Raw genomic sequence first — 25739 nt, forward strand, 5'->3', positions numbered from 1 at the left:
GCAGTGCACTTACGGGTTCACTCGTCGAAGTCTGGAGGCGAACAGGCCGCTAGAGGCCCGCCCATGTCCGAGCCAAACGATTCCAGCAGAACACCACAGACGCGGTCGAAGGGTCCGAGCCGGACTCAGGCGAAGGTGGTGATCCCGGACGACCACTCGATGGTCAGCCTTCTTGGCTCGCGCGACGAGCTGCTGCGGGTCATCGAGGGCGCCTTCCGCGCCGACATCCACGTCCGGGGCAACGAGATCACCATCACCGGCAGCCCCGAGGAGAGCAGCATCGTGGTGCGCCTCTTCGAGGAGCTGACCGAGCTGGTCAGCGGAGGGGCCGAGCTGACGACGGACGCGGTGGAGCGCAGCATCGCCATGCTGCGGATGACCTCCGACCGTCCCGCCGAGGTGCTCTCCCTCGACATCATCTCCTCCCGCGGCCGCACCATCCGGCCGAAGACCGTGAACCAGAAGCGCTACGTCGACGCGATCGACAAGCACACCATCGTCTTCGGCATCGGTCCCGCCGGCACCGGCAAGACCTATCTGGCGATGGCCAAGGCCGTGCGGGCCCTGCAGGAGAAGAAGGTCAACCGGATCATCCTCACCCGCCCCGCGGTCGAGGCGGGCGAGCGCCTGGGCTTTCTGCCCGGCACGCTGTACGAGAAGATCGATCCCTACCTGCGCCCGCTCTACGACGCGCTGCACGACATGATCGACCCCGACTCGATCCCCCGGCTGATGGCCGCGGGCACGATCGAGGTCGCCCCGCTGGCCTACATGCGCGGCCGTACGCTCAACGACGCCTACATCATCCTCGACGAGGCGCAGAACACCTCGCCCGAGCAGATGAAGATGTTCCTGACCCGGCTGGGCTTCAACTCGAAGATCGTCGTGACCGGCGACGTCACCCAGGTCGACCTGCCGGGCGGCGTGCAGAGCGGCCTGCGGGTCGTCCAGGACATCCTGGACGGCATCCCCGACATCCACTTCTGCAGGCTGACCAGCGCCGACGTGGTACGGCACAAGCTGGTGAGCGACATCGTCGACGCCTACGGACGCTACGACGAGACCGTGCGGCAGAGCCCGCCGCAGGTGATCAAGGGCGCGGACAAGCGCCATCGGGGACGGTCATGAGCATCGAGGTCAACAACGAGTCCGGCGTCGAGGTCGACGAGGAGCTCCTCGTCGAGCTGGCGGGACACGTGCTGGAACGGATGGGCATCAACCCGCTGGCGGAGCTGTCGATCCTCGTCGTCGACGAGGAGGCCATGTCCGACCTGCACGAGCGGTGGATGGGCGAGCCCGGCCCGACGGACGTGCTCGCCTTCCCGATGGACGAGCTGCGTCCCGGGCACGGCGCCGGCGCGCGGCAGGAGGGCGACGCCCCGGCCGACCCGGCCCTCCTGGGCGACGTGGTGCTCTGCCCGCAGGTGGCCGCCAAGCAGGGCGCCGAGGCCGGGCACGGCACCGAGGCGGAGCTGGAGCTGCTGTGCACGCACGGCATCCTCCACCTGCTGGGCTACGACCACGCCGAGCCCGAGGAGCACAAGGAGATGTTCGGGCTGCAGGGCGAGCTTCTCGAAGCGTGGCGGGAGGTGCGCCCCCAGCGGTGAACTTCGCCAACGGGTGGTTGTTCTCGGCCGTCGTCCTCGTCGTGGTCGGCGGCCTGATCGCCAGCGCGGAGACCGCGCTGACGCGCATCTCCCGGGTGCGCGCGGAGGAGTTCGTCCGTGAGGGGCGGCGGGGGGCCGAGCGCCTGCAGGCGATCGTCGCCGACCCGCCGCGCTATCTGAACCTGCTGCTCCTGCTCCGGCTGACCTGCGAGCTGGTCGCCACGGTGATCGCCACGCTGCTGTTCATCGACTGGCTGGGCGACCAGGGCTGGGCCTACGCCGCCGCGGCGGCGGTCATGGTCGTGATCAGCTATGTGATCGTCGGCGTCTCCCCGCGGACGCTGGGCCGCCAGCACGCCGAGCCGATCGCGCTGGCCGCGTCCCCCCTGGTGTACGGCCTCACGCGGATCTTCGGCCCGCTGCCCACGCTGCTCATCCTGCTGGGCAACGCGCTGACCCCGGGCAAGGGCTTCCGGGAGGGGCCGTTCACCTCCGAGGCCGAGCTGCGCGACCTGGTCGACCTGGCCGAGGAGCGCCGGGTCATCGAGCCGGACGAGCGGGAGATGATCCACTCCGTCTTCGAGCTCGGCGACACCATCGTGCGCGAGGTGATGGTGCCCCGCACCGACATGGTGTTCATCGAGCGCGGCAAGACGCTGAACCAGGCCCTGTCGCTCGCGCTGCGCAGCGGTTTCTCCCGCATCCCCGTGGTGGGCGAGAACGAGGACGACGTCATAGGCATCGTCTACCTCAAGGACGTCGTGCGCAGGGTGCAGGACACCGGGGACGACGGCCGGGTCGAGCCGGTCGAGTCGATCATGCGCCCGGCCACCTACGTGCCCGAGAGCAAGCCCATCGACCAGCTCCTGCGCGAGATGCAGGCCCGCCAGATCCACCAGGCCATCGTCATCGACGAGTACGGCGGGACGGCCGGCCTGGTCACCATCGAGGACGTCCTGGAGGAGATCGTCGGTGAGATCACCGACGAATACGACCAGGAGGCCCCCCGCGTGGAGCCGCTGGAGGACGGGGCGGTCCGGGTGACGGCCCGGCTGCCCGTGGGGGAACTGGAGGACATGTTCGGCGTCGAGCTGGACGTGGACGACGTGGAGACGGTCGGCGGCCTGCTGGCGCACGCGCTGGGCCGCGTGCCGATCGCGGGCTCCGAGGCCGTGGTGGAGGGCCTGAGCCTGACGGCGGAGAGCCTGGAGGGACGGCGCAACCGGATCGGCACGGTCCTGGTCCGGCGCAAAGTCGTCCTCGGCGAGAACGGCGACTCTCCCTCCGCCGACCACGACTGATCTTCCATCGGGCCCGTACGGCCGCCGCGGGCCCCGTACGCCGTGGAAACCGGAAGAGGCGCCGTGGAAACCGGAAGAGGGCGCGGCCGGTCAAGCGCCCCGCAAGCGATCTGCAAGCAGCCCGCGTGAAGCTTCTCCCGTGGCTCCCGGTGACGTGGGAGCCGGGGAGAGGTCCGAGCGCCGGGAGGGGTTCGCGGCGCGGAGGCCTCTTCCGGGGGAAGGACGGATGCGGCCTGCTGGCCGGCCGCATCCCGCCCGCTCGAAGGTGCTCCCGTCCGGTACGACCGGGCGGGGGCACCTTCGGCGTTTTCCGGCCGGTGCGCGGGGACGCGCGGGGGCTGAATACGCTTGTGCCGTGAGTGAGACGACCCTCGACCCCGAGGACAACAAGATCATTGTTCTTGCCCGCTCGGCCCGCGCCCGCAACGGCGCCGCCGAGGGCGCCGCCGTACGCGACGAGACCGGCCGGACCTACGCCTCGACCAACGTGGCCCTGCCCTCTCTGACGCTGTCGGCGCTGCAGGTCGCGGTCGCCATGGCCGTCTCCAGCGGCGCCCGGTCGCTCGAGGCGGCCGCGCTGGTCACGGCGGGCGAGGGGCCGGGCGAGGCGGACGCCGCAGTGGTGCGCGACATGGGCGCCTCGACCCTGCTCGTGGCCGGCCCGGACGGCACGTTGCGTCAGAGTTGAGCCCGGCATCGGGGACAATGGACGGCGTGAGTTCCTCAGCTGCTGATTTCCACGCGGGTTTCGCCTGCTTCGTCGGCCGGCCCAACGTCGGCAAATCCACGCTGATGAACGCGTTGGTCGGCACCAAGGTGGCGATCACCTCGTCCAAGCCGCAGACCACCCGGCGCGTCATCCGCGGCATCGTGCACCGCCCGGACGCCCAGCTCATCATCGTGGACACGCCCGGCCTGCACCGCCCCCGCACGCTGCTCGGCGAGCGGCTGGACAGCCTGGTGCTGTCCACCCTCTCCGAGGTCGACGTGATCGGGTTCTGCGTCCCGGCCAACGAGCCCATCGGCAAGGGCGACAGGTTCATCGCCGACAAGCTGGCGGCGGTCAAGAAGACCCCGGTGATCGCCGTGGTCACCAAGTGCGACCTGGCCACCCGCGAGCAGATCGCCGAACAGCTGCTCGCGGTCTCCCGGCTGGCCGAGTTCGCGGAGATCGTCCCGGTCTCCGCGCAGTCCGGGGAGCAGCTCGACGTGCTGGCCGACCAGCTGATCGCGCGGCTCCCCGAGAGCCCTCCGCTGTACGAGGGCGGGCAGCTCACCGACGAGCCCGAGCAGGTCCTGGTCGGCGAGCTGATCCGGGAGGCGGCCCTGGAGGGCGTCCGCGACGAGCTGCCGCACTCGATCGCGGTCGTCGTCGACGAGATGATGCCCCGCGAGGGCCGCGACGACCTGCTCGACATCTACGCGCACATGTTCGTCGAGCGCCCGTCCCAGAAGGCCATCGTGATCGGCCACAAGGGCGCGCGCCTGAAGGAGGTCGGCAGCCGCGCCCGCAAGCAGATCGAGGGTCTGCTCGGCACCCGGGTCTACCTCGACCTGCGCATCAGCGTCGCCAAGGACTGGCAGCGCGACCCCAAGCAGCTGCGCCGCCTCGGCTTCTACGACTGATCGGCACGGCCGGGCACCCGGGCCGGCCGCTTTTCGGACCACCGGATCCGTGACGGTCCGGTGTCTGAAAGTAGCTGTCAAGGCGCCCCGGTTAACGTCGGCTCGCACGCGATTCCGACACGACCGGGTAGTTCCCATGAACAGTGCCGTATCTGTGATCGACGCTCCGCAGGCGGTGGCCCCGCCGAGGACGGAGCGGCCGCAGCCCGCCGGGCGGCAGCGCGAACCGTATCTGGACAACGTCAAGTTCGTCCTGATCTGCCTGGTGGTGGCCGGTCACTCGCTGGTACCCACACTGGCCGCGGGCTCGTCACGGGCCGCGTACCTGTTCGTCTACGTGTTCCACATGCCGCTGTTCGTCATCCTCAGCGGATATCTGTCGCGCAGGTTCTGGGACTCCGGCGCCAGGACGAGCAAGCTCGTCGACACCCTGCTGGTGCCGTACGTCATCGTGGAGGCCGGTTACGCCGCCGTGCGGTCCGCGCTGGGGGACGGGTGGTCCCTGAGCATCATGGACCCGGCCTGGCTGAACTGGTACCTGATGGCGCTGCTGCTGTGGCGGCTCTCCATACCGGTGTGGAAGCGCGTCCGCCATCCGCTGCCGATCGCCGTCGCCGTCTACGTGCTCGCCGGCTTCTGCGAACTGCCCGGTGACTTCAGCCTGGACCGGTTCTTCGGGCTCATGCCGTTCTTCGTGATCGGCCTGCTGCTCGCCCCCGGGCACTTCGAACTGCTCAACCGCGCCTGGATCAAGATCGCCTCTGCCTGCGCGCTGCTGGGCGCCGCCGCGGTGGCGATCGTGGTGGCGCCCCGGGTCGACCTGGGGCCGGTCTACTACAGGCACGACTTCGAGCACCTGGACATGACCTGGTGGACGGGCATCGCCGTACGTCTCGGGCTGCTCGTCGCCGCGCTGGTCATGTCCGCGGCGGTCCTGGCCCTGGTCCCGCGGCGCGAGACCTGGTTCTCCGGCCTGGGGACCAGGACGCTGTACTGCTACCTGCTGCACGGCGTCCCGGTGCTCGTCGCCAAGGAGATGGGCTGGCTCAGCCAGCCGTGGATGTTCAGCCCGTGGGGCGTGCTCGCCATCGCGGGCGGCTGCTTCGCGCTGTCGGTCGTCCTGTGCCTCCCGCAGACGAGGGCCCTCTTCAGGGGACTGTTCGAGCCGCGGCTCAGCTGGCTTTACCGCTCGTCGTCGAGATGACGCCCGACGGCCCGCGGCTCAATCGGGCGGCCGGACGCCGGGCGGCCGGTCAGTGCGGGAACGCCGCCGCCTCGCCCCGCTCCAGGCGGTGACGGAGCCCGGCCGCGTCCGGAGCGAGGGCTGAGACCAGGATCCCCGGTCCGGCCAGCGGCAGCATGGCCCAGCCGTCCCCGATGACCGCCTCGCCGGGCCGGAGGCTCCCGGTGGGCGCGGTATCCGGAGGCGGGCCGTCGTTCCGGTCCCGGTCCGGGAGGTCCCCGGGGACGGCTCCGGGTGGCCCGGCGATCAGGGTGCTGCCCACGCAGCGGGCGCCGCCGTACACGGCCGGGCTCGCGTCGACGGCCGGATCGCCCACCGTGAACTCCTGCCGGAGCAGCGGGCGGCCCTCGACCGTGGCGTCGAAGCGGGAGTGACAGCGCCCGGGGGTCTCGCCGTGACGGCCGAAGACGATCTCCTCGCGCCAGAACACCCGGGCGTCGCCGGCCAGCTCCAGCCGTACCGCCATCCGGTGCCGGCAGCCCGCCGCGAGCACGGTCGGCTCCGGGGCGAACCGGAGCGAGGCCCCGGCGCCGACCCGCGCGGTGACGGTCATGAGCGACTCGGCCGTGCCGGAGCCGGGCAGGACCAGGGTGCTCGCGATGGACAGGACGTCGAGCGAGGTGCCGGGCGCCACGTCGATGTCGAGCGCCAGGTCGTCGCCGCCGAGCGGCCCGGCGGCGGTGGAGACCAGGTGGACCCGTCCCGGTCCGGTACGGCGCAGCGTGATCGGCGGGGCGGAGCGCATCACGGCCAGCACGGTCCGGCCGTCCGGCCCGGGCGCGGTGGCGAGCACCGCCCGCGCCGTCATCGACCGCCGCCGCGCCGCCGGGTCAGCGGCCCGGGGACGGCCGGGAGGGAGTGACGCGGTGCGGACGGCGGGATCCGCGGCGGGCGGGGCGGGCGGTGGGGAGACCGGGAGCCGGGCGGGCGTCATCGCGTTCAGGTGGCGGCCGGGGCGGTGGAGCCGTGGGCGTGCTCGTAGGTCCACGCGTGGATGAGCCCCATGACCCACTCGGCCACCGCGTGCGCCTCCGGCTCCTGCCTGACCGAGGTGAAAAGCACGGGCCTGCCGTCCCGTACGGCCGCCGCGTCGCGGGACATGACCGTGAGGTCGGCGCCGACCATGGGGGCCAGGTCGGTCTTGTTGATCACGAGCAGGTCGGCCGTGGTGACGCCGGGACCGCCCTTGCGGGGGACCTTGTCGCCGCCGGAGACGTCCAGCACGAAGATCTGCCGGTCGGCCAGTCCCCGGCTGAACGTCGCGGTGAGGTTGTCGCCGCCGCTCTCCACGATCACCAGGTCGAGCGGGCCGAAGCGCTCCTCCAGGGTCTCCACCGCGTCGAGGTTGGCCGCGATGTCGTCGCGGATGGCGGTGTGCGGGCAGCACCCGGTCTGCACGGCGGCGATCCGCTCCGGGTCGAGCACGCCCGCCTTCCGCAGGAAGTCGGCGTCCTCGGTGGTGTAGATGTCGTTGGTGACCACGGCCAGGCGCAGCGTCGGGCCGAGAGTGCGGCACAGCGCGGCGGTCAGCGCGGTCTTGCCGCTGCCGACGGGCCCGCCGATGCCCAGCCGCAGCGCCCTGCCGCGCGGGTCCGGGGCGTGGTGGTGGTCGTCGTGATCGGCGCCCATGGGTCACCGTCCTTTCATGAGTGGGATCAGGAGACGAACAGCCGTAGTCCGGCGCGCAGGTGCCGTTCGGCGAGCAGGTCGAGCGCGGGTGCCGCATGGGCGGGCAGCCCCGCCCACGGGGAGTCGCCGGGGGGTTCCGGCGACGGAGGGGCGGCCGGGGCGGATCCGGAGCCGGGGCCCGGGGACGCGGAAGCGGAGAGAGGCGGCACGCGGGCGGCGGCGGTGGCCGCGACCCGTTCCAGGTCGGGGGCGAGGTCGGCGAGGAGCCGGTGGACCGCGACGGGGTCGAGGCCGAGCAGCCGGACGGCGGCCGTCGCGGGCCCGGTGACCGCCGTGTAGGCCGCGGCCAGCGCCGCCTCCTGCGGCGCGCATCCGGTCACCCCCGCCGCCGCGCCGAGCGCCACCGGGTGGTGGGCCCCGTGCGGCACGGCGAGCGCCAGGCCGTCGAGGACCGGCGAGGGCCAGATCCGCCGGGCCGTGCGCAACAGCAGCCTGCCCTGGGTACGGCTCGCCTCCCGCTGGGCGGGCGAGGCGGTCCTGGCGTCGGCCTCCCCGTCCAGTCCCGCCCAGCCGCCACGCCGATCTCCGCCGGAACGGCTCGGCGGGTCCGCCTGTCCGCCGGAGAGATCTCCGCTCGCCGGACCCGGCATGCCCGGCTTCGCTCGTCCGCCGGAGCGGCTTCCGTCCGCCGGGACCGGCATGTCCGCCTCCGCCCGGCCGCCTCCGCCTTCCCCGGCGCGGGCGTCCGCCGTACCGGACGCGGCGATCGAGGCGCCCAGCGCGCAGGCCGCGGCGGCGAGGGAGGCGGTGACCAGGCCGGTGGTCGCCAGGCGTCCGTGCAGGAACGCGGCCAGGGTGGGCAGGTCGCGCACGGCGCCCGAGGCGATGGCCGCCTCGGCGCCGCCGGAGTGGCCGTGGCCTCCGGCGGGCAGCCGCGAGTCGGCGAGCAGCAGCAGGGCGGCGTTCGGGGAGGGGGCGCTCATCGCGGGCTCACGGCATCTCACCGGGCCGTCTCTCACCGGGCCGTCTCACGCCGGGACATCTCACGCCGGGACATCTCACAACGCCTCGCTAGAACAGGAAGTACCGCTGGGCCATGGGCAGGGACTCGGCGGGGGCCGGTTCGATCAGCTCGCCGTCGACGCGGACGGCGAAGGTGTCGGGGTCCACGTCGATGTGCGGGAGCGCGTCGTTGAGCGGCATGCTCTCCTTGCCCCGGCGGCGGACGTCGGCCACGGGCAGCAGGCGGCGCCGTACGGCCAGGCGGTCGGCCAGGCCGTCCTCGACGGCCAGGGGCGCGACGAAGTGGACCGAGGTGGCGGCGGCGGTGACCGGGGCGGCGCCGAACATGGGGCGGGGCATGACCGGCTGGGGGGTCGGGATGGAGGCGTTGGCGTCGCCCATCTGGGCGTAGGCGATGACTCCGCCCTTGATCACCAGATCCGGCTTGACCCCGAAGAAGGCCGGGGACCACAGGACGAGGTCGGCCAGCTTGCCGGGCTCGACCGAGCCGACCTCGGCCTCCAGGCCGTGGGCCGTCGCCGGGCAGATCGTGTACTTGGCGACGTAGCGCCGCGCGCGGAGGTTGTCGGTCCCGCCGTCGCCGGGCAGCGCGCCCCGGCGGCGCTTCATCACGTGCGCGGTCTGCCAGGTGCGGATGATCGTCTCGCCGACCCGGCCCATCGCCTGGGAGTCCGAGCCGATCATGGAGATCGCGCCCATGTCGTGCAGCACGTCCTCGGCGGCCATGGTCGACGGCCGGATCCGGGACTCGGCGAAGGCCAGGTCCTCGGGGATCGAGGGGTTGAGATGGTGGCAGACCATCAGCATGTCGAGGTGCTCGTCGAGGGTGTTGACGGTGTGCGGGCGGGTCGGGTTGGTCGAGGAGGGCAGCACGTTGCCGTAGGCGGCCACCTTGATGATGTCCGGCGCGTGCCCGCCGCCCGCGCCCTCGGTGTGGTAGGCGTGGATCATCCGGTCGCCGATCGCCTTCAGCGTCGACTCCACGAACCCGGCCTCGTTGAGCGTGTCGGTGTGGATGGTCACCTGGGTGCCGGTGGCGTCGGCGACCGACAGGCAGGCGTCGATCGCGGCCGGCGTCGTCCCCCAGTCCTCGTGCAGCTTGAAGCCCGAGGCCCCGGCCCGCAGCTGCTCCAGCAGCCCCTCGGTGCTGACCGTGTTGCCCTTGCCGAGCAGCGCGACGTTGACCGGGTAGGCGTCGAGGGACTCCAGCATGCGGGCGAGATACCAGGTGCCGGTGACCGTGGTGGCCTTGGTGCCCTCGGCCGGGCCGGTGCCGCCGCCGACGATCGTGGTCACCCCGGCGGCCAGCGCCTCGTCGAGGATCTGCGGGCAGATCAGGTGGACGTGGGAGTCGATCGCGCCCGCGGTCAGGATCTTCCCGTTGCCCGCGACGATCTCGGTGGACGGGCCGATCACCAGGTCGGGGTGGACGCCGTCCATGGTGTCGGGGTTGCCGGCCTTGCCGATCGCGGTGATCCTGCCGTTCCTGACCCCGATGTCGGCCTTGACCACGCCCCAGTGGTCCAGGATCACCGCCCCGGTGATCACCAGGTCCGGGGCGCCCTCGGCCCGGGTGGTCCTGGCCTGGCCCATCGACTCGCGGATGACCTTGCCGCCGCCGAACACCGCCTCGTCGCCCGCGCCCGCCGGGCCCATCGACAGGTCCTCGGTCACGGTGACGAACAGGTCGGTGTCGGCGAGCCTGACCCGGTCGCCGGTGGTGGGGCCGTACAGGGCGGCGTAACGCGGCCGTTCAACGAACATCGGGGCTCCCGTCGAGAGGGGCGGCACCGGGAGACGCGGTGTCGGGAGGTACGGCATCGGCAGGCGCGGTGGCGGTGGGTGCGGTGGCGGCGGGCGCGGCGTCGAGCGGGCCCGCCCACTCGGGGCGCAGTCCCGGGACGATCCGGCGCCCGGCGATCGGGACGAGCGTCACGTCGCGTTCGACGCCCGGCTCGAACCGCACCGCCGTACCGGCCGGGACGTCGAGCCGCATGCCCCAGGCGGCCTCGCGGTCGAAGCTCAGGCCGGGGTTGGCGGCGGCGAAGTGATAGTGCGAGCCGACCTGGACCGGCCGGTCGGCGGTGTTGACGACCCGGACGGTGACGCGCTCCCGGCCGGGGTTGAGCGGGATCGGGCCCCCGCCGTGGCGGATCTCACCGGGGATCACGGGATCGGCCAGTGGACGGTGACGAGCTTGGTCCCGTCCGGGAAGGTGGCCTCGACCTGCACCGACTCCAGCATCTCGGGCACGCCGTCCATGACGTCCTCGCGGGAGAGCACCGTACGGCCGGCGTCCATCAGCTCGGCGACGGTACGGCCGTCCCTGGCGCCCTCCATCAGGAAGGAGGCGATGATCGCGGTGGCCTCGGGATGGTTGAGCCGGAGGCCCCGGGACCTGCGGTCGCGGGCGACACCGGCGGCGACGTGGATGAGCAGGCGTTCCTGCTCGTGTGGTGTGAGCCGCATCCCCGGACCATAGGAACCGGCCGTTTCGGCGGCATTGCATGCCCATGTCGGGCGGGTTTCCGGATCGGCGCCGCGGGGCGGGCCCATCCTGTCACGGCGGTGAGCCCCCCGTAAGGGGGTGTTAACAAACGCGATCTCCACCGGAAACGCGGCGCGTTCACCTTTACGGCAAGCAACGGTGCGGGGGCCGGACCGGCAAGGAGGAAGTCATTGCGGAACTCAGTGTGGCGCTCCGGGGCCGCCCTCGCGGCACTGGCCATCGCCCTCGCCGCATGCGGCGGCGAGGCCCCCGCGAACGAGAGCGGCGCCGCGGCCGGCGGTGACGACACGATCAAGGTCGGCATCCTGCACTCGCTGAGCGGCACGATGGCCATCAGCGAGGTGACCGTCCGCGACGCCGAGCTGCTCGCCATCGAGGAGATCAACAAGGCCGGCGGCGTGCTCGGCAAGCAACTGGTCCCGGTGGTGGAGGACGGTGCCTCGGACTGGCCGACCTTCGCCGAGAAGGCGACCAAGCTCATCCGGCAGGACAAGGTCGCCACGACCTTCGGCGGCTGGACCTCGGCCAGCCGCAAGGCGATGCTCCCGGTCTTCGAGCGGAGCAAGGCGCTGCTGTGGTACCCGGTGCAGTACGAGGGCCTGGAGAGCTCGCCGTACATCTTCTACACCGGCGCGACCACCAACCAGCAGATCATCCCGGGCCTGGACTATCTGAAGGAGCAGGGCAAGAAGAAGCTCTTCCTGGTCGGCAGCGACTACGTCTTCCCGCGCACCGCCAACAAGATCATCAAGGCGTACGCGGCGGCGAACGGCATGGAGATCCTCGGCGAGGAGTACACCCCGCTGGGCCACACCGAGTACGGCACGCTGACCAACAAGGTCGTGCAGGCCAAGCCGGACGCGGTCTTCAACACCCTCAACGGCGACAGCAACGTGGCGTTCTTCAAGCAGCTCAAGAGCGCCGGGGTCACCGCCGAGGAGATGCCCGTGCTCTCGGTGAGCGTCGCCGAGGAGGAGGTCACCGGCATCGGCGTGGACAACATCGCCGGTCACCCGGTGGCCTGGAACTACTACCAGACGACCGACACCCCGGCCAACAAGAAGTTCGTCGAGGCCTTCAAGGCCAGGTACGGCGCCGCCAAGGTGACCTCCGACCCGATGGAGGCCGGCTACAACGCGGTCTACCTGTGGGCCGAGGCCGTCAAGAAGGCCGGGACCGTCGAGGTCGAGGCCGTCAGGAAGGCCGCCGGCGGCATCGCCCTGGAACGCCCCGAGGGCCTGGTCACCATCGACGGCGAGAACCAGCACATGTACAAGACTGCCCGGATCGGCATCATCCAGCCGGACGGCCTGATCAAGGAGGTCTGGAACTCCGGTGAGCCGATCAAGCCGGATCCCTACCTGAAGGGCTACCCCTGGGCGAGCGGCCTGGCCGCCGGCTGACCCCGGCGGGCCCCGGTCCGGCCTGCCCCGGCCGGACCGGGGCCGCCCCCGCAGACCGGTCCCGGAACCGGGCCGTGACCTGATCACGGACAGCACCGTGGCGCGACCCACACCGCGGCGCGGCCCGGCTCCGGGACCAATCCCCTTCAGCGAAAGGAAACCGGTGGAGGCGTTCGTCAACCAGCTGCCGATCGGGATCTCGATCGGCGCCGTGCTCCTGCTGATCGCCCTGGGCCTGACGTTCACGTTCGGCCAGATGGGTGTGATCAACATGGCGCACGGCGAGTTCATCATGGCCGGGGCGTACACGGCCTACCTGCTGCAGGACCTGACCGGCCGGATGGCGGTGATCGTGGCGCTGCCGGTGGCCTTCGCCGTCGCCGGGCTGATGGGCCTGATCCTGGAGCGGACCGCGATCCGCCACTTCTACGGCCGCCCGCTGGACACCCTGCTGCTCACCTGGGGCGTCAGCCTCGTGCTCCAGCAGCTGGCCCGCGACCTGTTCGGGGCGCCGAACGTCCAGGTCCAGGCACCGGCCTGGCTGCAGGGCGGGATCGGCACGCTGCCGTACAACCGGCTGTTCATCTTCGTCCTGGCGCTGCTCACCGTCGCCGGGGTCTGGGCCTACCTGAACCGGACCGGGCAGGGCCGCCGCATGCAGGCCGTGATGCAGAACCGCGGGCTCGCCGCGGTCAGCGGCATCGACACCGGCAGAGTGGACCAGCGCACCTTCTTCATCGGCTCCGGCCTGGCCGGGGTCGCCGGGGTGGCGCTGACCCTGATCGGCCCGGTCGGGCCGACGCTGGGCACCTACTACATCGTCGACGCGTTCCTGGTGGTCGTGGCCGGCGGCCTGGGCAGCCTGCTCGGCGCGGTCGTGGCCGCCGCGGGCCTGGGGTTGCTCAACTCCTACGCGGAGTTCTGGAGCGACGCCAGCCTGGCGAAGGTCATCGTGTTCGCTGTGATCGTGGCGTTCCTGCAGGTCCGGCCGCAGGGCCTGTTCGTCCTCCGATCGAGGGCGCTGTCATGAACGGATCGGGGCGCTGTCACGAGCGGATCGAGGGTGCTGTCACGAACCGATCGGGGGCACTGCCATGAACGCCGTCACGAATCTCGCACGGCTCAGGGGACCGGGGATCTTCGCGGTCGTGGCCGCGCTCGCCCTGGTCGTCGCACCCCTGGCGCTGGAGCCCTTCCGGCTCGGGCTGCTGGCCAAGTATCTGTGCTTCGCGATCGTCGCCCTCGGCATCGGCCTGGCCTGGGGCCAGGGCGGCATGCTCACCCTGGGCCAGGGCGTCTTCTTCGGGCTGGGCGGCTACGCGATGGGCATGCACCTGAAGCTGGTCGAGGCCTCGTCCCTTCCTTCTTCCGGTTCGTCCTCGGGCGGCGGGCCCGCGCTGCCGGACTTCATGGTGTGGAGCGGGGTCGAGGAGCTGCCCGCCCTGTGGGCGCCCTTCGCCGACCCGGTGTTCGCGCTGGCCATGGTGGTGGCCGGGCCGGTGCTCATCGCCACGGTCCTGGGCCTGCTGGTCTTCCGGCAGCGGGTGCGCGGCGCCTACTTCGCCATCCTCACCCAGGCGCTCGCCGCCGCCTTCGTCATCCTGCTCGTCGGGCAGCAGGGCCTGACCGGCGGGACCAACGGGTTGACCAACTTCTTCGAGCTGTTCGGCCGGGACCTGGCCGACGACTCCACCCAGCGCGGGCTCTACATCGTGGTGGCGCTCGTGCTCGGGGTGCTCTACCTGGGCGCCCGGCAGCTGGTGAACAGCCGCTTCGGCCGGTTGCTGGTCGCGGTCAGGGACGGCGAGGACCGGGTGCGTTTCCTCGGCTACGACCCGGCCGTCGTCAAGACGATCGTCTTCGCGATCTCCGCGGGCATGGCCGGGCTGGCGGGCGCGCTGTTCGTCCCGGTGGTCGGGATCATCTCCCCGGCGCTGCTGGGCGTGGTGCCGTCGCTGGAGCTGGTCGTCGCGGTCGCGGTGGGCGGCCGGTTCGCGCTGGCCGGGGCGGTGCTCGGCGCGGTGGTCATGGGATACGCCAAGACCTCCTTCAGCGAGCAGTTCGCCGACGGCTGGCTCTATCTGCAGGGCGCGCTGTTCATCCTCGTCATGACCCTGGCGCCGAAGGGCCTGGTCGGGCTGGCCGCCTCCGCCCGCGAGGCCCTCGCCGCCCGGCGCCGCCCGGCGGTGCCCGCCTCCCGAACCGTGAAGGAGATCGCGTGAGCCCGATCATCGAGGTGCGCGGACTGTCGGTGGTGTTCGACGGCTTCCGGGCGCTCGACGGGGTCGACCTGACCGTCGAGCGGGGCGAGCTGCGGTTCCTGATCGGCCCCAACGGCGCCGGCAAGACGACGCTCATCGACGTCGTCACCGGCCTGACCCGGCCGGCCTCCGGCGAGGTCCTCCTCGCCGGCCGGAGTCTGACGGGCCTGCGCGAGCACCAGATCGTCCGGCTCGGCGTCGGGCGGACCTTCCAGACCTCGGTCGTCTTCGAGGAGCTGACCGTCCTGGAGAACCTCGACCTGGCCGCGGCCTTCCGCCGCCCGCTGCTGTCGCTGGCACGCCGCAGGCGCGGCGTCTCCGAGACCGTGGCCGAGGCCCTGGAGACCACCGGCCTGGCCGGGCTGGCGGACCGGCCCGCCGGGGTGCTCTCCCACGGCCAGCGGCAGTGGCTGGAGATCGGCATGCTGCTGGCCCAGAGACCCGAGGTGCTCCTGCTCGACGAGCCGGTCGCCGGGATGTCGCGGGCCGAGCGCGAGCGCACCGGCGAGCTGCTGACGTCGGTCGCCCGCGACCGCACGGTGATCGTCGTCGAACACGACATGGAGTTCCTGCGCCGGTACGCCTCCCAGGTCACCGTGCTGCACGAGGGCAGGGTGCTGGCCGAGGGGTCGGTCGAGGAGGTACGCGGTGATCCCCGCGTGCAGGAGGTCTACATCGGAAGGAGGAAGGACGATGCTGTCAGTGCAGGGTCTTGAGTCCGGGTACGGCAGGGCCCGGGTGCTGTTCGGGATCTCGCTGAGCGTGGAGCCCGGGGAGCTGGTCTGCGTGATGGGCCGCAACGGGGTCGGCAAGACCACCCTGCTCGACACCGTGATGGGCGTGCTCCCGGCCACCGCCGGGATGGTCGCCTTCGCGGGGGAGGACGTGACGCGCCTGCCGTCCCATCGCCGGGTCGCGCTCGGCATGGCCTACGTCCCGCAGGGCCACGCGACCTTCCCCCAGCTCAGCGTGCTGGGCAACCTGCTGGTCACCCTGGAGGCCTGCCGCGGACCCCGGGAGGCGCTGGAGGAGGCCCTGGAGACCTTCCCCCGCCTCAAGCCGCTGCTCAAGCGCAGCGCCGGGTTCCTGTCGGGCGGCCAGCAGCAGCAGCTCGCCATCGCCCGGGCCCTGGTCACCCGGCCCCGGCTGCTCATCCTCGACGAGCCCACCGAGGGCATCCAGCCGTCCATCGTCATCGAGATCGAGGAGGCGATCGAGCGCCTGCACGCCTCCGGCATGGCCGTTCTCCTCGTGGAGCAGTACCTGGAGCTGGCCCTGCGTCTGGCCGACCGCTTCCTGATCCTCGACGCCGGTCACGTCGTGCACTCGGGCACGGCTGCGGACCTCAGACAGGAGGAGACGCGACGCCTGCTCGCCGTTTGATCACTTCTTGGTGACGTTGCCGCCGGGTAGTGCGTCACTGCGGGCCGCTGCCGTACCCTGCCCGAGAATCCGTGCAAAGAAGGGACCCGGACCCGGGGGGCGTCGTGGACAGCGTGGAGTCGGGACGGGAGAGCGGCGCGGAGCCGGGACGTGACAGGACTCCCGGATCGGGGGTCCGCAAGCTGCTGTCGATGCGTTCCAGAACCGGCAGGCCGGAGGAGGAACGGGAGCCGCAGGCCGTCGCGCCGCCGGACGATCCGCCGGCCCCGCCGGTCGCGCCGGTCATCGGCCGGCCCGCGGGCGGCTCCGGCGGTCGCGGGCTGCGGCTCGCCGGGTGGCTGGCCGCGGTCGTGGCGGCGGCGATCGTCGCGGTCTGGGCGGTGGGACGGACGGGGCCGCCCACGGAGGCCGAGCTGATGGAGCAGGCCGGGCTGAACGGCAAGCAGAGGCTCCTGGTCGGCGTGAAGGACGACACCCCCGGCATCGCCATGCGCCTGCCGGACGGCACCTACGAGGGATTCGACATCCAGATCGCCCTCATGATCGCCGCGGACCTCGGCTTCCGCGCGAGCGAGGTCGAGTTCCTGTCCATCGAGACCGAGGACCGGGCCCGGATGACCGCCAGGAACGCGGCCGGCCAGCACGTCAAGGTCGACCTCGTGGTGGCCACCTTCAGCGTGACGCCCGCCCGGCGCAGCAACACCGCGATCGGCTTCTCCACGCCCTACCTGGAGACCCAGCAGTCGGTCATCACGCGCACCGGCCATCCCGACATCACCTCGTTGTCGCAGCTGCGGGGCAAGAAGGTCTGCACCCTGGCCACCTCCACCTCCGAGACCGAGGTGGACAAGGTCGGGGCCGACGTCACGCGCAAGAACCGGATCAGCGAGTGCGTGGCGGGTCTCAAGGACGAGGAGTACGAGGCCGTCACGACCGACACCGCGCTCCTGGCCGGGTTCGTCCGCAACGAGCCGGACCTGCTGGAGCACCACGACATCGGCCTGGAGGCGTCCGAGCAGTGGGCCGTGAACGTCGGCGGCAACGAGGCGCTGCGCACCCTCGTCAACCTCTCGCTGCACCGCTCGTCCACCGACCCGCAGGACATGCGCTGGGAGGACGCCTACGAGCGGTTCATCGCGCCCATGCAGAAGCACAGCCCCAAGGAGCAGGTCGCCGGCCGGACGCAGCCTCCCGCCCCGGAGCCCGAGGTACGGCGCTGGCCGTGGGAGCGGGGGATCCCTCAGCGGAACGCCGGATGAGCGCTTCCGGGGACACGGGTCGGGGGGACCGCCGGTGAAGGACCGGATGAGCGAGGACGCGGGACCGGAGGGACCGTCCGGGGACGGCCGCGGCCGGGACCGGGGTGCGGGCGGGCTCACGCCGGACGGGCGGGTGGACGGGTTCCGCAGGCGGGCCGCGCAGTACGGCGGCAACCAGCAGTGGATGTTCGCGATACTGCCGGCGTTCCCCCTGGTGCTGCTGGTGGTGCGGCTGTGGTACGCCAGCCGGCAGGACACCCAGACGCTGCTCCTGCTGGTCCAGCACGTCAGCGCCCTGGGCCTGCTGACCGCGGTGCTGCTGACCACCCTGTGGGTGCTGCCCGCCCTCGTGCTGACCGCCCGCGCGCTCGGCACCCTCTACCGGGTCAGCACCGGCAGGTCCTCCTGGCTTTCGGCGGCGGCCGACCGCATCCCCGACTGGGTAGTGGTGCCCTCCGTCGTCGTCGGCCTGCTGAGCTGGCAGCTGCGCTTCCTGCCCACGCTCGCCGCGCTCTCGCTGGCGGTGCTCGGCCTGAGCGTCCACGACCGCGTGCCCGGGCGGCGCGACCTGATCGTCGTCTGCACGCTGGTGTTGCCCCTGATCGCAGGGGCGGGCCTGTACGTGTGGCTCGCCCCGGCCATCGGCCAGGCCTTCGCCGAGGGGGACGTGGTCACCACGGTGCTGCTGGCCCTGCCGCCGGGGCTGGCCGTCCTGCTGACCGGTCCGGTCCCTGCCAGGGCCGCGGCGGCGCTGACGACCTCGGTGGCCGTCGCCGTACTCGCGCTGGCGCCCGTGTTCACCGCGGCGGTCGTGGTCGAGGCGCCCATCCTCCCCCTGGTCGGGCTGGAGATCTCCAAGGAGGGCGCCGACGAGGAGATAGCGGGGAAAGTCCTGCTCGGCCACGTCATCGCCACCGACGACCGCGTCTCCACCTTCCTCGACCGCGACGGCACCGTGCGCTTCATCGCCAACGGCGCGGTGGCCTCGCAGTTCCTCTGTCCCGACCTCGGTCAGATCCCGAGCAGCCGTATCGCTCTGCACCGGTGGTACGTCGAGCACAGCATGCTGTCCTGGTTCGCCCCCGACCCGCTGGAGAAGCCGAGTGATCCCCGTTGCCCGGGCCGCCCGGCCGGCGCGGTGACCTCCCCCGGCCGTTCCTGAGCCCGGCCTCCGCCGGGGTCCTCGCCGCGGCCGCTACTGGTGGTAGTCCTCGACCTCGTCGATCGGGCGGGGCGCTGCCGCGGCGGGGTCCTCGCCGAACTCCCGGCGCGCCCGGCGCTGCCTGAGCAGGTCCCAGGCCTGGTCGAGGGCCTCCTCGATGTTCTTGATCCGGTGGTTCTCCTCGTGGGAGGAGATCGAGCCCGCCGCCAGCGACGTGCGGAGGTCGTGCTCCTCGGCGATGAGCCGGCTGATATGAGTGAGGATGTCGCCGTCTTTCATGTCGAGCCCCCTCTGCTCTCTCTTCCGGACTGTATCCGACGGCGGAACGGGCGCGGTGTAGGGGTGGTTATGGGTTCTTGCCCGTCTTGCCAGGTTTCTTACGAATAACTGCCACTATTCAGGGCAGAGAGAAAGATAGCGGAAAGTGTTCGTCTGATAACGAAGAGTGGTTGCCATGGGTAGTCCGCACGAGCTGGTGCACGTCGCCACCCGCGCCAACGGCGCCGAAGAGTGGGCTTGCAGCAGTTGCGCCCGTCGCATCCTGCTGCGCTGGCCGCCGAGCTTCGAGCGGCTGGTGCTGGTCGCGGGCGACGAGAACGTCCAGCACTTCGGAACCAAGGGACCGATCACCGTGCTGGGCGCGGAGGTCTCCCTGGACCTCGACCAGAACGACCACGACTGGCTCAACGACAACGGCATCGCCTGGTCCGCCTGACGCCGGCGGCCCGACTCGGGGGAGGGCGGGGCGGAGAGTGGAACGGGAAGTGCGGGCGTGCCCGCGGGACGGGGCGGGAATGCGCCGGGGGCGCTTCGCCGTTTCGCCATGTGAGACCGCGGCCCGGCGATGTGCAACCGTCTGATAACGTGCTACGCATGCTGCGCGGGCTGCTTCTTAGCTGCCGCGACGAGGGCCTGTAGAAGGCCGGCTCCCTCGTCGCGGAGCGAGCCACGTGCGTCGGCCGTGATCCTTTTCCAGCCGAGGAGCCCTTCCCATGTATCCGCAGCAGCCCAGTCCCATGCCGTTCCAGCGCTATGAGACCTTCACTCCCGTCAAGCTGACCGACCGGACCTGGCCCGACAAGGTCATCGAGAAGGCGCCGCGATGGTGCGCGGTGGACCTGCGCGACGGCAACCAGGCACTGATCGACCCGATGGACTCCTCCCGCAAGCTCAAGATGTTCGAGCTGCTGGTACGGATGGGCTACAAGGAGATCGAGGTCGGCTTCCCGGCCGCCTCGCAGACCGACTTCGACTTCATCCGCATGATCATCGAAGAGGGCCGGATCCCCGAGGACGTGGTGATCCAGGTTCTGACCCAGGCCCGTCCCGAGCTGATCGAGCGGACCTTCGAGGCGATCCGGGGCGCCAAGAGCGCGATCGTCCACCTGTACAACTCGACCTCCACCCTCCAGCGCCGCGTCGTCTTCGGACAGGACCGCGAGGGCATCACCGCCATCGCCGTCGAGGGCGCCAAGCTCTGCAAGAAGCTGGGCGAGGCCTCCGACGTCGACGTCTACTTCCAGTACTCCCCGGAGTCCTTCACCGGCACCGAGCTGGAGTACGCCGTGGAGGTCTGCAACGCGGTCAACGAGGTGTGGCAGCCGACCCCCGAGCGCAAGGTCATCATCAACCTGCCCGCCACGGTGGAGATGTCCACGCCGAACATCTACGCCGACCAGATCGAGTGGATGCACCGCAACCTCGCCCACCGCGACTCGATCATCCTGTCCCTGCACCCGCACAACGACCGGGGCACCGCCGTGGCCGCCGCCGAGCTGGGCTACATGGCCGGGGCCGACCGCATCGAGGGCTGCCTGTTCGGCAACGGCGAGCGCACCGGCAACGTCTGCCTGGTCACCCTGGGCATGAACCTGTTCTCCCAGGGGATCGACCCCGAGGTCGACATCTCCGACATCGATGAGATCCGCCGCATCGTCGAATACTGCAACCAGCTGCCCGTGCACCCGCGTCACCCCTGGGGCGGCGAGCTCGTCTACACCGCCTTCTCCGGCTCCCACCAGGACGCCATCAAGAAGGGCTTCGAGCACCTGGAGCGCGACGCCGCCGTGGCGGGCGTGCCGGTCGACGACTTCCGCTGGGCGGTGCCGTACCTGCCGATCGACCCCAAGGACATCGGCCGCACCTACGAGGCCGTGATCCGGGTCAACAGCCAGTCGGGCAAGGGCGGCGTCGCCTACATCATGAAGGCCGACCACCACCTGGACCTGCCGCGCCGCCTGCAGATCGAGTTCTCCCGGGTCGTGCAGGCCCGCACCGACAGCGAGGGCGGCGAGATCACCCCGGCCGCGATGTGGGAGGCCTTCACCGACGAGTACCTCCCCAACCCCGCCAGCCCGTGGGGCCGCCTGGGCCTGCTGGCCCACCGAAACTCCTCCGCCGTCGACGGCAAGGACGCCATCAACGCCGACGTCCGCGTCGACGGGGAGATCCGCGAGATCGAGGGCGTCGGCAACGGCCCCATCTCCGCCTTCTGCGACGCGCTGGCCCGCATCGGCATCGAGGTGCGCGTGCTCGACTACGCCGAGCACGCGATGAGCGCCGGCAGCGACGCCAAGGCCGCCTCCTACGTCGAGTGCGACGTCGCGGGCACGACCCTGTGGGGCGTCGGCATCGACGCCAACACCACCACCGCCTCCCTGAAGGCCATCGTCTCCGCCGTCAACCGCGCCTCACGCTGAGGCCGTACGCCCCCGTCGGCCGCGCCTCGCGCCGACGCCCGTACGGCCGCCTCGCGCTGAGGCCGTACGGACCCCGCCGGCCCGGCACGACCTGCCGGGCCGGCGCCCGACGAGTGCCCACAAGGCCCCGCCGTCCTCGCCCGACCGCGTCCGCCGCACCCATGCGGGGACGCGGTCGAGTCGTGCGGGTCGCCGACCGCCGGATCAGGTGAAGTTACGCAGCCGCGCCGTGATCACGCAGTTCTGGGACACCGCATCAAGCCTGTAGTAGTGGCCGGCGTTGAGACCGTGCACCTTGAACGTCGTGGTGCCGACGAAGTACCTGTTCCCTCCGGTCACCCACTCCCCGTTGTTCGTGGTGTTGTACAGCGACCAGCTGACGCGGCAGGCCCCGCCGCCGAACCGGACCTCGAGCCATCTCTCCGAACTGTGCGGCTCCAGGGAACCCGTCGAGCATGAGATCAGGGGGACGGTGGTGCACGTCCGCGTGCCGTACGGCTCCGCCGCCGCGGGCCCGCTGAACGCCAGCGGCCCCGCAAGCGCGATCACCGCGGCCCCCGCGACCGCCGTGAGCGACCTCATTCCACGCATCGTCATGACCTTCCTCCTGGTTTTCCCGACCTTCCGGAACCGTTCTCGCCGAGCCGGCCGGACCTCTCGCCCTCGGAGGGCCCGACTTTCCGGTGCGGCTGACTCGTGCACTGACATGTGTAGTGGTCCGCATGTTGTGCGGCTTCGGGATGAATGGTGCACAATCAACACCGCACAACCGTTCCGGATCTTCGGAGGTAGGGCATGCCGCGTCCCGAGCGTCCGCTGGACCCGGAGGCGGACGCTCTGCAGCGGTTCGCCTGGGAACTGCGCCGCCTGCGGCAGCAGGCGGGCAATCCGGGGTACCGGGAGCTGGCGCGCAAGGCGCACTACTCGGCCACCACCCTCGCCCAGGCCGCCCGGGGCGAGAAACTGCCCAGCCTCGCCGTCACTCTCGCCTACGTCCAGGCGTGCGGCGGCGACCCGGTGCGGTGGGAGGAACGCTGGCACCGCACCGCCGAGGAACTGAACATCCCCTCCCCGGAGAGGCCGGGCGGCACCGGCACCGCAGAAGACGAAGCGCCCTACCGGGGGCTGGCCCCCTTCCGGCCCGAAGACGCGCGGTTCTTCCACGGCCGGGAGAAGCTGGTCGACGAACTCATCGAACGGCTGGACCAACGTCCCTTCCTCGCACTCTTCGGTCCCTCCGGAGCCGGGAAATCCTCACTGCTGCGTGCGGGGCTCCTCCCCGGCGCCCGAGATCCCGTACGGACGGGCGGACGAGCCTGGCGGGCACTGCTGATGACTCCCGGGGCGAACCCGCTCCGGGAGTACGAGGCCCGGATCGCCGCCACGACCGGTGAACCACCGGACGGGACTCCCGTCTCTCCGGACACCGCCGGGCGCATCCCGCCGGGCGGCACGCTCCTGGTGATCGACCAGTTCGAAGAGGTCTTCACCCTGTGCCGGGATCCCGGGGAGCGAACCCGCTTCATCGCCACCCTGCTGGCCGCCACCCGCGCACCGCAGGACCCCATGCGGGTCGTCCTCGGCGTGCGCGCCGACTTCTACGCCCACTGCGCCGACCACCCCGAACTCGCGGACGCGCTCACCGACGCCCAGATCCTCCTCGGGCCCATGACGACCGAGGAACTGCGTCAGGCCATCACCCGGCCCGCGCGCGACTGCGGCTGCACCGTCGAAGGCTCCCTCCTCGCCACGATCATCGCCGACACCGCGGGCCAGCCGGGCGCGCTGCCGCTCATCTCCCACGCCCTCCTGGAGACCTGGCGGCGCCGCCGCGGCAACGCCCTCACCCTCGCCGGATACCAGGCGGTCGGAGGCATCCACGGGGCCCTGGCCAAAACGGCGGAGACTCTCTACACGACGCTCACCCCGCAACGGCGAGCGTGCGCCGCGAGCCTGTTCCTCCGGCTGACCGCACCGGGAGAAGGCACCGGCGACACCGGCCGCCGCGTCACCCACGACGAACTCGATCTCGACGACCCCGACACCCGTGCCGTCCTCGACCTGTTCGCCGGAGCCCGGCTGATCACCCTCGGCGACAACACCGTCGAGATCGCACACGAGGCGCTCATCCGGGCATGGCCGAGGTTGCACCGGTGGCTGACCGCCGACCGCGAGAGCCTGCGCATCCGCCATCACCTCACCCAGGCCGCCCGGATGTGGATCTCGCTCGACCGCGACCCCGGAGCGCTGTACCGCGGAGCGCGGCTGGCCGTCGCCCGCGAGTGGGCCGCCCACCGCGACCGGCGAGACGTCCTCAACGAGGATGAACGCGCGTTTCTGGAGGCCTCCGTCCGGCTGGAGGACGCCGAACGCGCCGGAATCGTCCGGCGCAGCCGCCAGCTGCGCCGTCTGGCCGCCGCCCTGGTGCTCCTGCTTGTGGTCACCACCGGAACCGGCGTCTTCGCGATCGGGCAGTGGCGCGACGCCGAACACGCCCACCGGACCGCGCTCTCCCGCCAGCTCGCCGCCCAGGCGCTGACGCTGGCCGACTCCGAACCCGAGACCGCCATGCTGCTCGCCGCGGAGGCGTTCGCCACCGAACCGACGACCGAGGCGCGCGGCACCCTGCTCAGCACCTCCCCGCTCCACGATCACCACGGCACGCTGAGCGGGCACACCGGCGCCGTCTCCCAGGTCCTCTTCGGTCCTGACGGCCGCACCCTCTACAGCGTCGGCCGCGACAGGGCCGTGGCGGTGTGGGACACCCGCCGCAGAACCCGGTCGGCCACCCTCACCGGGCACGACACCTGGCTGAAGACCGCGGCGCTCAGCCCGGACGGCCGTACCCTCGTCACCGGCGGAGAGGACGGTGCTCCCGTGCTCTGGGACGTCGCCGCCCGCACGAGGGCGGCCGTACTCACCGGGCACGCCGCGCAGATCAGGGAGATCGCTTTCAGCCCCGACGGACGTACGGTGGCCACCGCCTCCGACGACATGACCGTGATCTTGTGGGACGTCGCCTCCCGCACCCGGCTGGCCACTCTCACCGGGCACACCGACAAGGCCCGCGGAGTGGCGTTCAGTCCCGACGGGCGCCTCCTCGCCACCTCCGGCGACGACGCCGCCGTGATCTTGTGGGACGTCGCGTCCCGCACCCGGCTGACCACTCTCACCGGGCACACCGAGACCGCCGGCGCCGTGCTGTTCAGCCCCGACGGGCGCGTCCTCGCCAGCGCCGGAGCCGACACGACCGTGATCCTGTGGGACGTCGCCTCCCGCACCCGCCTGACTACCTTCACCCACCACCGGGACGGCCAGATCATCGCCATGGCCTTCAGCCCGGACGGCCGCACTCTTGCCACCACCGGGCACGATCCGGCCATCCTGCTCTGGGACGTCGGACACCGCGTCCTGCGCGGCCGTCTCACCGGGCACCGGGCCAACGTCTACACCCTCGCCTTCAGCCCCCGCGAGCCCCTGCTGGCCTCGGCGGGAGAGGACGGGAACGTCCTCCTGTGGGACGTCACCCGCCCGCGCCTGGCCTCCCACGACGACGAGGCGGACGACGCGGTCTTCAGCCCCGACGGCCGTACCCTCGCCACCACCTCCGCGGGCAAGACGATGGTGTGGAACGCCGCCGACCGGACTCTGCGCACGGTCCACACCGATCCGTCCGCTCGGGTCAACGCCCTGGCCTTCAGCCCCGACGGCCGTATCCTCGCCACCGCGACCGAGTTCACCCTCCAGACCCGGGGCAATACCGTCACGCTCTGGATCTCCGGGCGGAAGGAACCTGTCGTGCTCGCCGGGCACACCGGGCACGTACTCGACGTCGCGTTCAGTCCTGACGGACGCGTTCTCGCCACCGCGAGCGCCGACGCGACCGTGATGCTGTGGGACATGACCGGTTATCGGCGCCTGGCGACACTCACCGGTCACAGCCTGCCCGTCAACGGGGTCGCCTTCAGCCCTGACGGCCGGGTCCTGGCCACCGCCGGGCACGATCCGGCCGTGATGCTGTGGGACGTCGCCACCCGAAGGCCGCTGGCCGCGCCGCTGCTCGGCCACTCCGGATGGGTCAGGACCGTCTCCTTCAGTCCCGACGGCCGGACCCTGGCCAGTTCCGGGGCCGACGAGAAGGTCATCTTGTGGGATGTGGCCCGCCGCACCCGTCTGGCGGTCATCTCCGAGCACACCGACGCCATCACCACGGGCACGGCCTTCAGTCCCGACGGGCGCACGCTGGCCTTCACCGGCGGCGACAACTCCGTCATCCTGTGGGACGTCCGCCGGGGCGCCGGCGCCGCCCGCCTCACCGGCCACACCCAGCCGATCAAGGCGCTCGCCTTCGCCCCCGACGGGCGCACGCTGGTCACCGCGGGGGCGGACCGCGAGGTACTGCTGTGGGACACCGAGCCGCAGCGGGTCATCACCCGCATCTGCGCCGCGCTCGCACGCGACCTCACCCGGCAGGAGTGGCGACGGCACATCTCGGAACGGCCCTACCGCAGGACGTGCCCGGCGCACCGTACGGAGGTCACCCACGGCTGACGGGGACGGCGGGACGCGAAGGGCACCGTGCGGCGTGAAACTTCCAGGGGTTGGGGAAGCGTTTCCCCCGGTCGTGGACGAAC

The 25739-nt window shown here is 71.6% G+C and carries 24 protein-coding genes; 16 read left to right on the forward strand and 8 right to left on the reverse strand.

Translation table 11 applies throughout. The features are described from left to right. The first annotated feature begins 63 nt into the window (after nucleotides 1-63). From Psi01_RS13730 to Psi01_RS13755, 6 genes are all read left to right on the forward strand, one after another. Nucleotides 64-1128, forward strand: a complete 1065-nt coding sequence (locus Psi01_RS13730; protein WP_204064383.1) for a PhoH family protein — start codon at nucleotides 64-66, stop codon at nucleotides 1126-1128. Next, on the forward strand, nucleotides 1125-1607 hold the full coding sequence (gene ybeY / locus Psi01_RS13735; protein ID WP_204064384.1) for an rRNA maturation RNase YbeY: 483 nt from the start codon (nucleotides 1125-1127) through the stop codon (nucleotides 1605-1607). Before Psi01_RS13730 ends, ybeY begins: the two co-directional genes overlap by 4 nt. Next, nucleotides 1604-2908, forward strand: coding sequence for a hemolysin family protein (locus Psi01_RS13740; protein WP_204064385.1), 1305 nt, complete (start codon nucleotides 1604-1606; stop codon nucleotides 2906-2908). The genes ybeY and Psi01_RS13740 overlap by 4 nt, the downstream gene beginning before the upstream one ends. 355 nt (nucleotides 2909-3263) lie before the next feature. Beyond that, nucleotides 3264-3596 (forward strand): cytidine deaminase-like protein, encoded by a 333-nt coding sequence (locus Psi01_RS13745; protein WP_204064386.1) that lies wholly within the window; start codon nucleotides 3264-3266, stop codon nucleotides 3594-3596. Nucleotides 3597-3613: 17 nt separating this feature from the next. After that, nucleotides 3614-4534 (forward strand): GTPase Era, encoded by a 921-nt coding sequence (gene era, locus Psi01_RS13750; protein WP_204064387.1) that lies wholly within the window; start codon nucleotides 3614-3616, stop codon nucleotides 4532-4534. A 136-nt stretch (nucleotides 4535-4670) separates the two neighbouring features. Next, nucleotides 4671-5738 carry an acyltransferase family protein gene (locus Psi01_RS13755; RefSeq protein WP_204064388.1) on the forward strand — a complete coding sequence of 356 codons (1068 nt, stop codon included), beginning with the start codon at nucleotides 4671-4673 and terminating at the stop codon, nucleotides 5736-5738. Nucleotides 5739-5787: 49 nt separating this feature from the next. Here the strand turns inward: Psi01_RS13755 and Psi01_RS13760 are convergent, their stop codons facing one another. From Psi01_RS13760 to Psi01_RS13785, 6 genes are all read right to left on the reverse strand, one after another. Next, nucleotides 5788-6585: an urease accessory protein UreD gene (locus Psi01_RS13760; RefSeq protein ID WP_204064389.1), complete on the reverse strand. Its 798-nt coding sequence runs from the start codon at nucleotides 6583-6585 to the stop codon at nucleotides 5788-5790. A gap of 131 nt (nucleotides 6586-6716) precedes the next feature. Further along, nucleotides 6717-7406 (reverse strand): urease accessory protein UreG, encoded by a 690-nt coding sequence (gene ureG / locus Psi01_RS13765; protein WP_204064390.1) that lies wholly within the window; start codon nucleotides 7404-7406, stop codon nucleotides 6717-6719. Between the two features lie 26 nt (nucleotides 7407-7432). Beyond that, nucleotides 7433-8389: an urease accessory protein UreF gene (locus tag Psi01_RS13770; protein ID WP_204064391.1), complete on the reverse strand. Its 957-nt coding sequence runs from the start codon at nucleotides 8387-8389 to the stop codon at nucleotides 7433-7435. Between the two features lie 88 nt (nucleotides 8390-8477). After that, nucleotides 8478-10193, reverse strand: coding sequence for an urease subunit alpha (locus Psi01_RS13775; protein WP_204064392.1), 1716 nt, complete (start codon nucleotides 10191-10193; stop codon nucleotides 8478-8480). Then, nucleotides 10183-10599: an urease subunit beta gene (locus tag Psi01_RS13780; protein ID WP_307819234.1), complete on the reverse strand. Its 417-nt coding sequence runs from the start codon at nucleotides 10597-10599 to the stop codon at nucleotides 10183-10185. The genes Psi01_RS13775 and Psi01_RS13780 overlap by 11 nt, the downstream gene beginning before the upstream one ends. Next, nucleotides 10596-10898, reverse strand: a complete 303-nt coding sequence (locus Psi01_RS13785) for an urease subunit gamma (RefSeq protein ID WP_203873038.1) — start codon at nucleotides 10896-10898, stop codon at nucleotides 10596-10598. Before Psi01_RS13785 ends, Psi01_RS13780 begins: the two co-directional genes overlap by 4 nt. A 210-nt stretch (nucleotides 10899-11108) precedes the next feature. Between Psi01_RS13785 and urtA the strand changes: the two genes are divergently transcribed. From urtA to Psi01_RS13820, 7 genes are all read left to right on the forward strand, one after another. Next, nucleotides 11109-12341 (forward strand): urea ABC transporter substrate-binding protein, encoded by a 1233-nt coding sequence (gene urtA, locus Psi01_RS13790; protein WP_204064393.1) that lies wholly within the window; start codon nucleotides 11109-11111, stop codon nucleotides 12339-12341. 163 nt (nucleotides 12342-12504) lie between these two features. Further along, nucleotides 12505-13371 (forward strand): urea ABC transporter permease subunit UrtB, encoded by an 867-nt coding sequence (gene urtB, locus Psi01_RS13795; RefSeq protein WP_204064394.1) that lies wholly within the window; start codon nucleotides 12505-12507, stop codon nucleotides 13369-13371. A gap of 64 nt (nucleotides 13372-13435) precedes the next feature. Then, nucleotides 13436-14563 (forward strand): urea ABC transporter permease subunit UrtC, encoded by a 1128-nt coding sequence (urtC, locus tag Psi01_RS13800; protein WP_204064395.1) that lies wholly within the window; start codon nucleotides 13436-13438, stop codon nucleotides 14561-14563. Continuing rightward, nucleotides 14560-15318, forward strand: coding sequence for an urea ABC transporter ATP-binding protein UrtD (gene urtD, locus Psi01_RS13805; RefSeq protein WP_373872490.1), 759 nt, complete (start codon nucleotides 14560-14562; stop codon nucleotides 15316-15318). The genes urtC and urtD overlap by 4 nt, the downstream gene beginning before the upstream one ends. Then, nucleotides 15296-15985, forward strand: a complete 690-nt coding sequence (gene urtE / locus Psi01_RS13810; protein WP_204064396.1) for an urea ABC transporter ATP-binding subunit UrtE — start codon at nucleotides 15296-15298, stop codon at nucleotides 15983-15985. Before urtD ends, urtE begins: the two co-directional genes overlap by 23 nt. A 191-nt stretch (nucleotides 15986-16176) precedes the next feature. After that, on the forward strand, nucleotides 16177-17244 hold the full coding sequence (locus Psi01_RS13815; RefSeq protein WP_204064397.1) for a transporter substrate-binding domain-containing protein: 1068 nt from the start codon (nucleotides 16177-16179) through the stop codon (nucleotides 17242-17244). 46 nt (nucleotides 17245-17290) lie between these two features. Beyond that, a complete protein-coding gene (locus tag Psi01_RS13820) occupies nucleotides 17291-18406 on the forward strand; it encodes a hypothetical protein (protein WP_204064398.1) in 1116 nt (371 codons plus the stop codon). 33 nt (nucleotides 18407-18439) lie between these two features. On the opposite strand, the gene Psi01_RS13825 is transcribed toward Psi01_RS13820, so the two are convergent. Further along, on the reverse strand, nucleotides 18440-18685 hold the full coding sequence (locus Psi01_RS13825) for a DUF2630 family protein (protein WP_204064399.1): 246 nt from the start codon (nucleotides 18683-18685) through the stop codon (nucleotides 18440-18442). Nucleotides 18686-18860: 175 nt separating this feature from the next. On the opposite strand from Psi01_RS13825, the gene Psi01_RS13830 reads away from it, so the two are divergent. Together Psi01_RS13830 and leuA are read left to right on the forward strand one after the other, a co-directional pair. Beyond that, a complete protein-coding gene (locus Psi01_RS13830) occupies nucleotides 18861-19121 on the forward strand; it encodes a hypothetical protein (RefSeq protein WP_204064400.1) in 261 nt (86 codons plus the stop codon). Between the two features lie 277 nt (nucleotides 19122-19398). Next, nucleotides 19399-21105 (forward strand): 2-isopropylmalate synthase, encoded by a 1707-nt coding sequence (leuA, locus tag Psi01_RS13835; RefSeq protein WP_204064401.1) that lies wholly within the window; start codon nucleotides 19399-19401, stop codon nucleotides 21103-21105. Nucleotides 21106-21309: 204 nt separating this feature from the next. On the opposite strand, the gene Psi01_RS13840 is transcribed toward leuA, so the two are convergent. After that, the gene (locus Psi01_RS13840) at nucleotides 21310-21702 is read right to left on the reverse strand and encodes a hypothetical protein (protein ID WP_204064402.1); all 393 of its coding nucleotides are present in this window, start codon (nucleotides 21700-21702) and stop codon (nucleotides 21310-21312) included. A 198-nt stretch (nucleotides 21703-21900) separates the two neighbouring features. Between Psi01_RS13840 and Psi01_RS13845 the strand changes: the two genes are divergently transcribed. Then, entirely contained in the window at nucleotides 21901-25656 is a 3756-nt protein-coding gene (locus Psi01_RS13845) for an nSTAND1 domain-containing NTPase (RefSeq protein WP_204064403.1), read from the forward strand. The last annotated feature ends 83 nt before the right edge of the window (nucleotides 25657-25739 follow it).

The sequence above is a fragment of the Paraplanobispora siamensis genome, assembly GCF_016863175.1.
Taxonomy (GTDB): Bacteria; Actinomycetota; Actinomycetes; order Streptosporangiales; family Streptosporangiaceae; genus Planobispora; species Planobispora siamensis.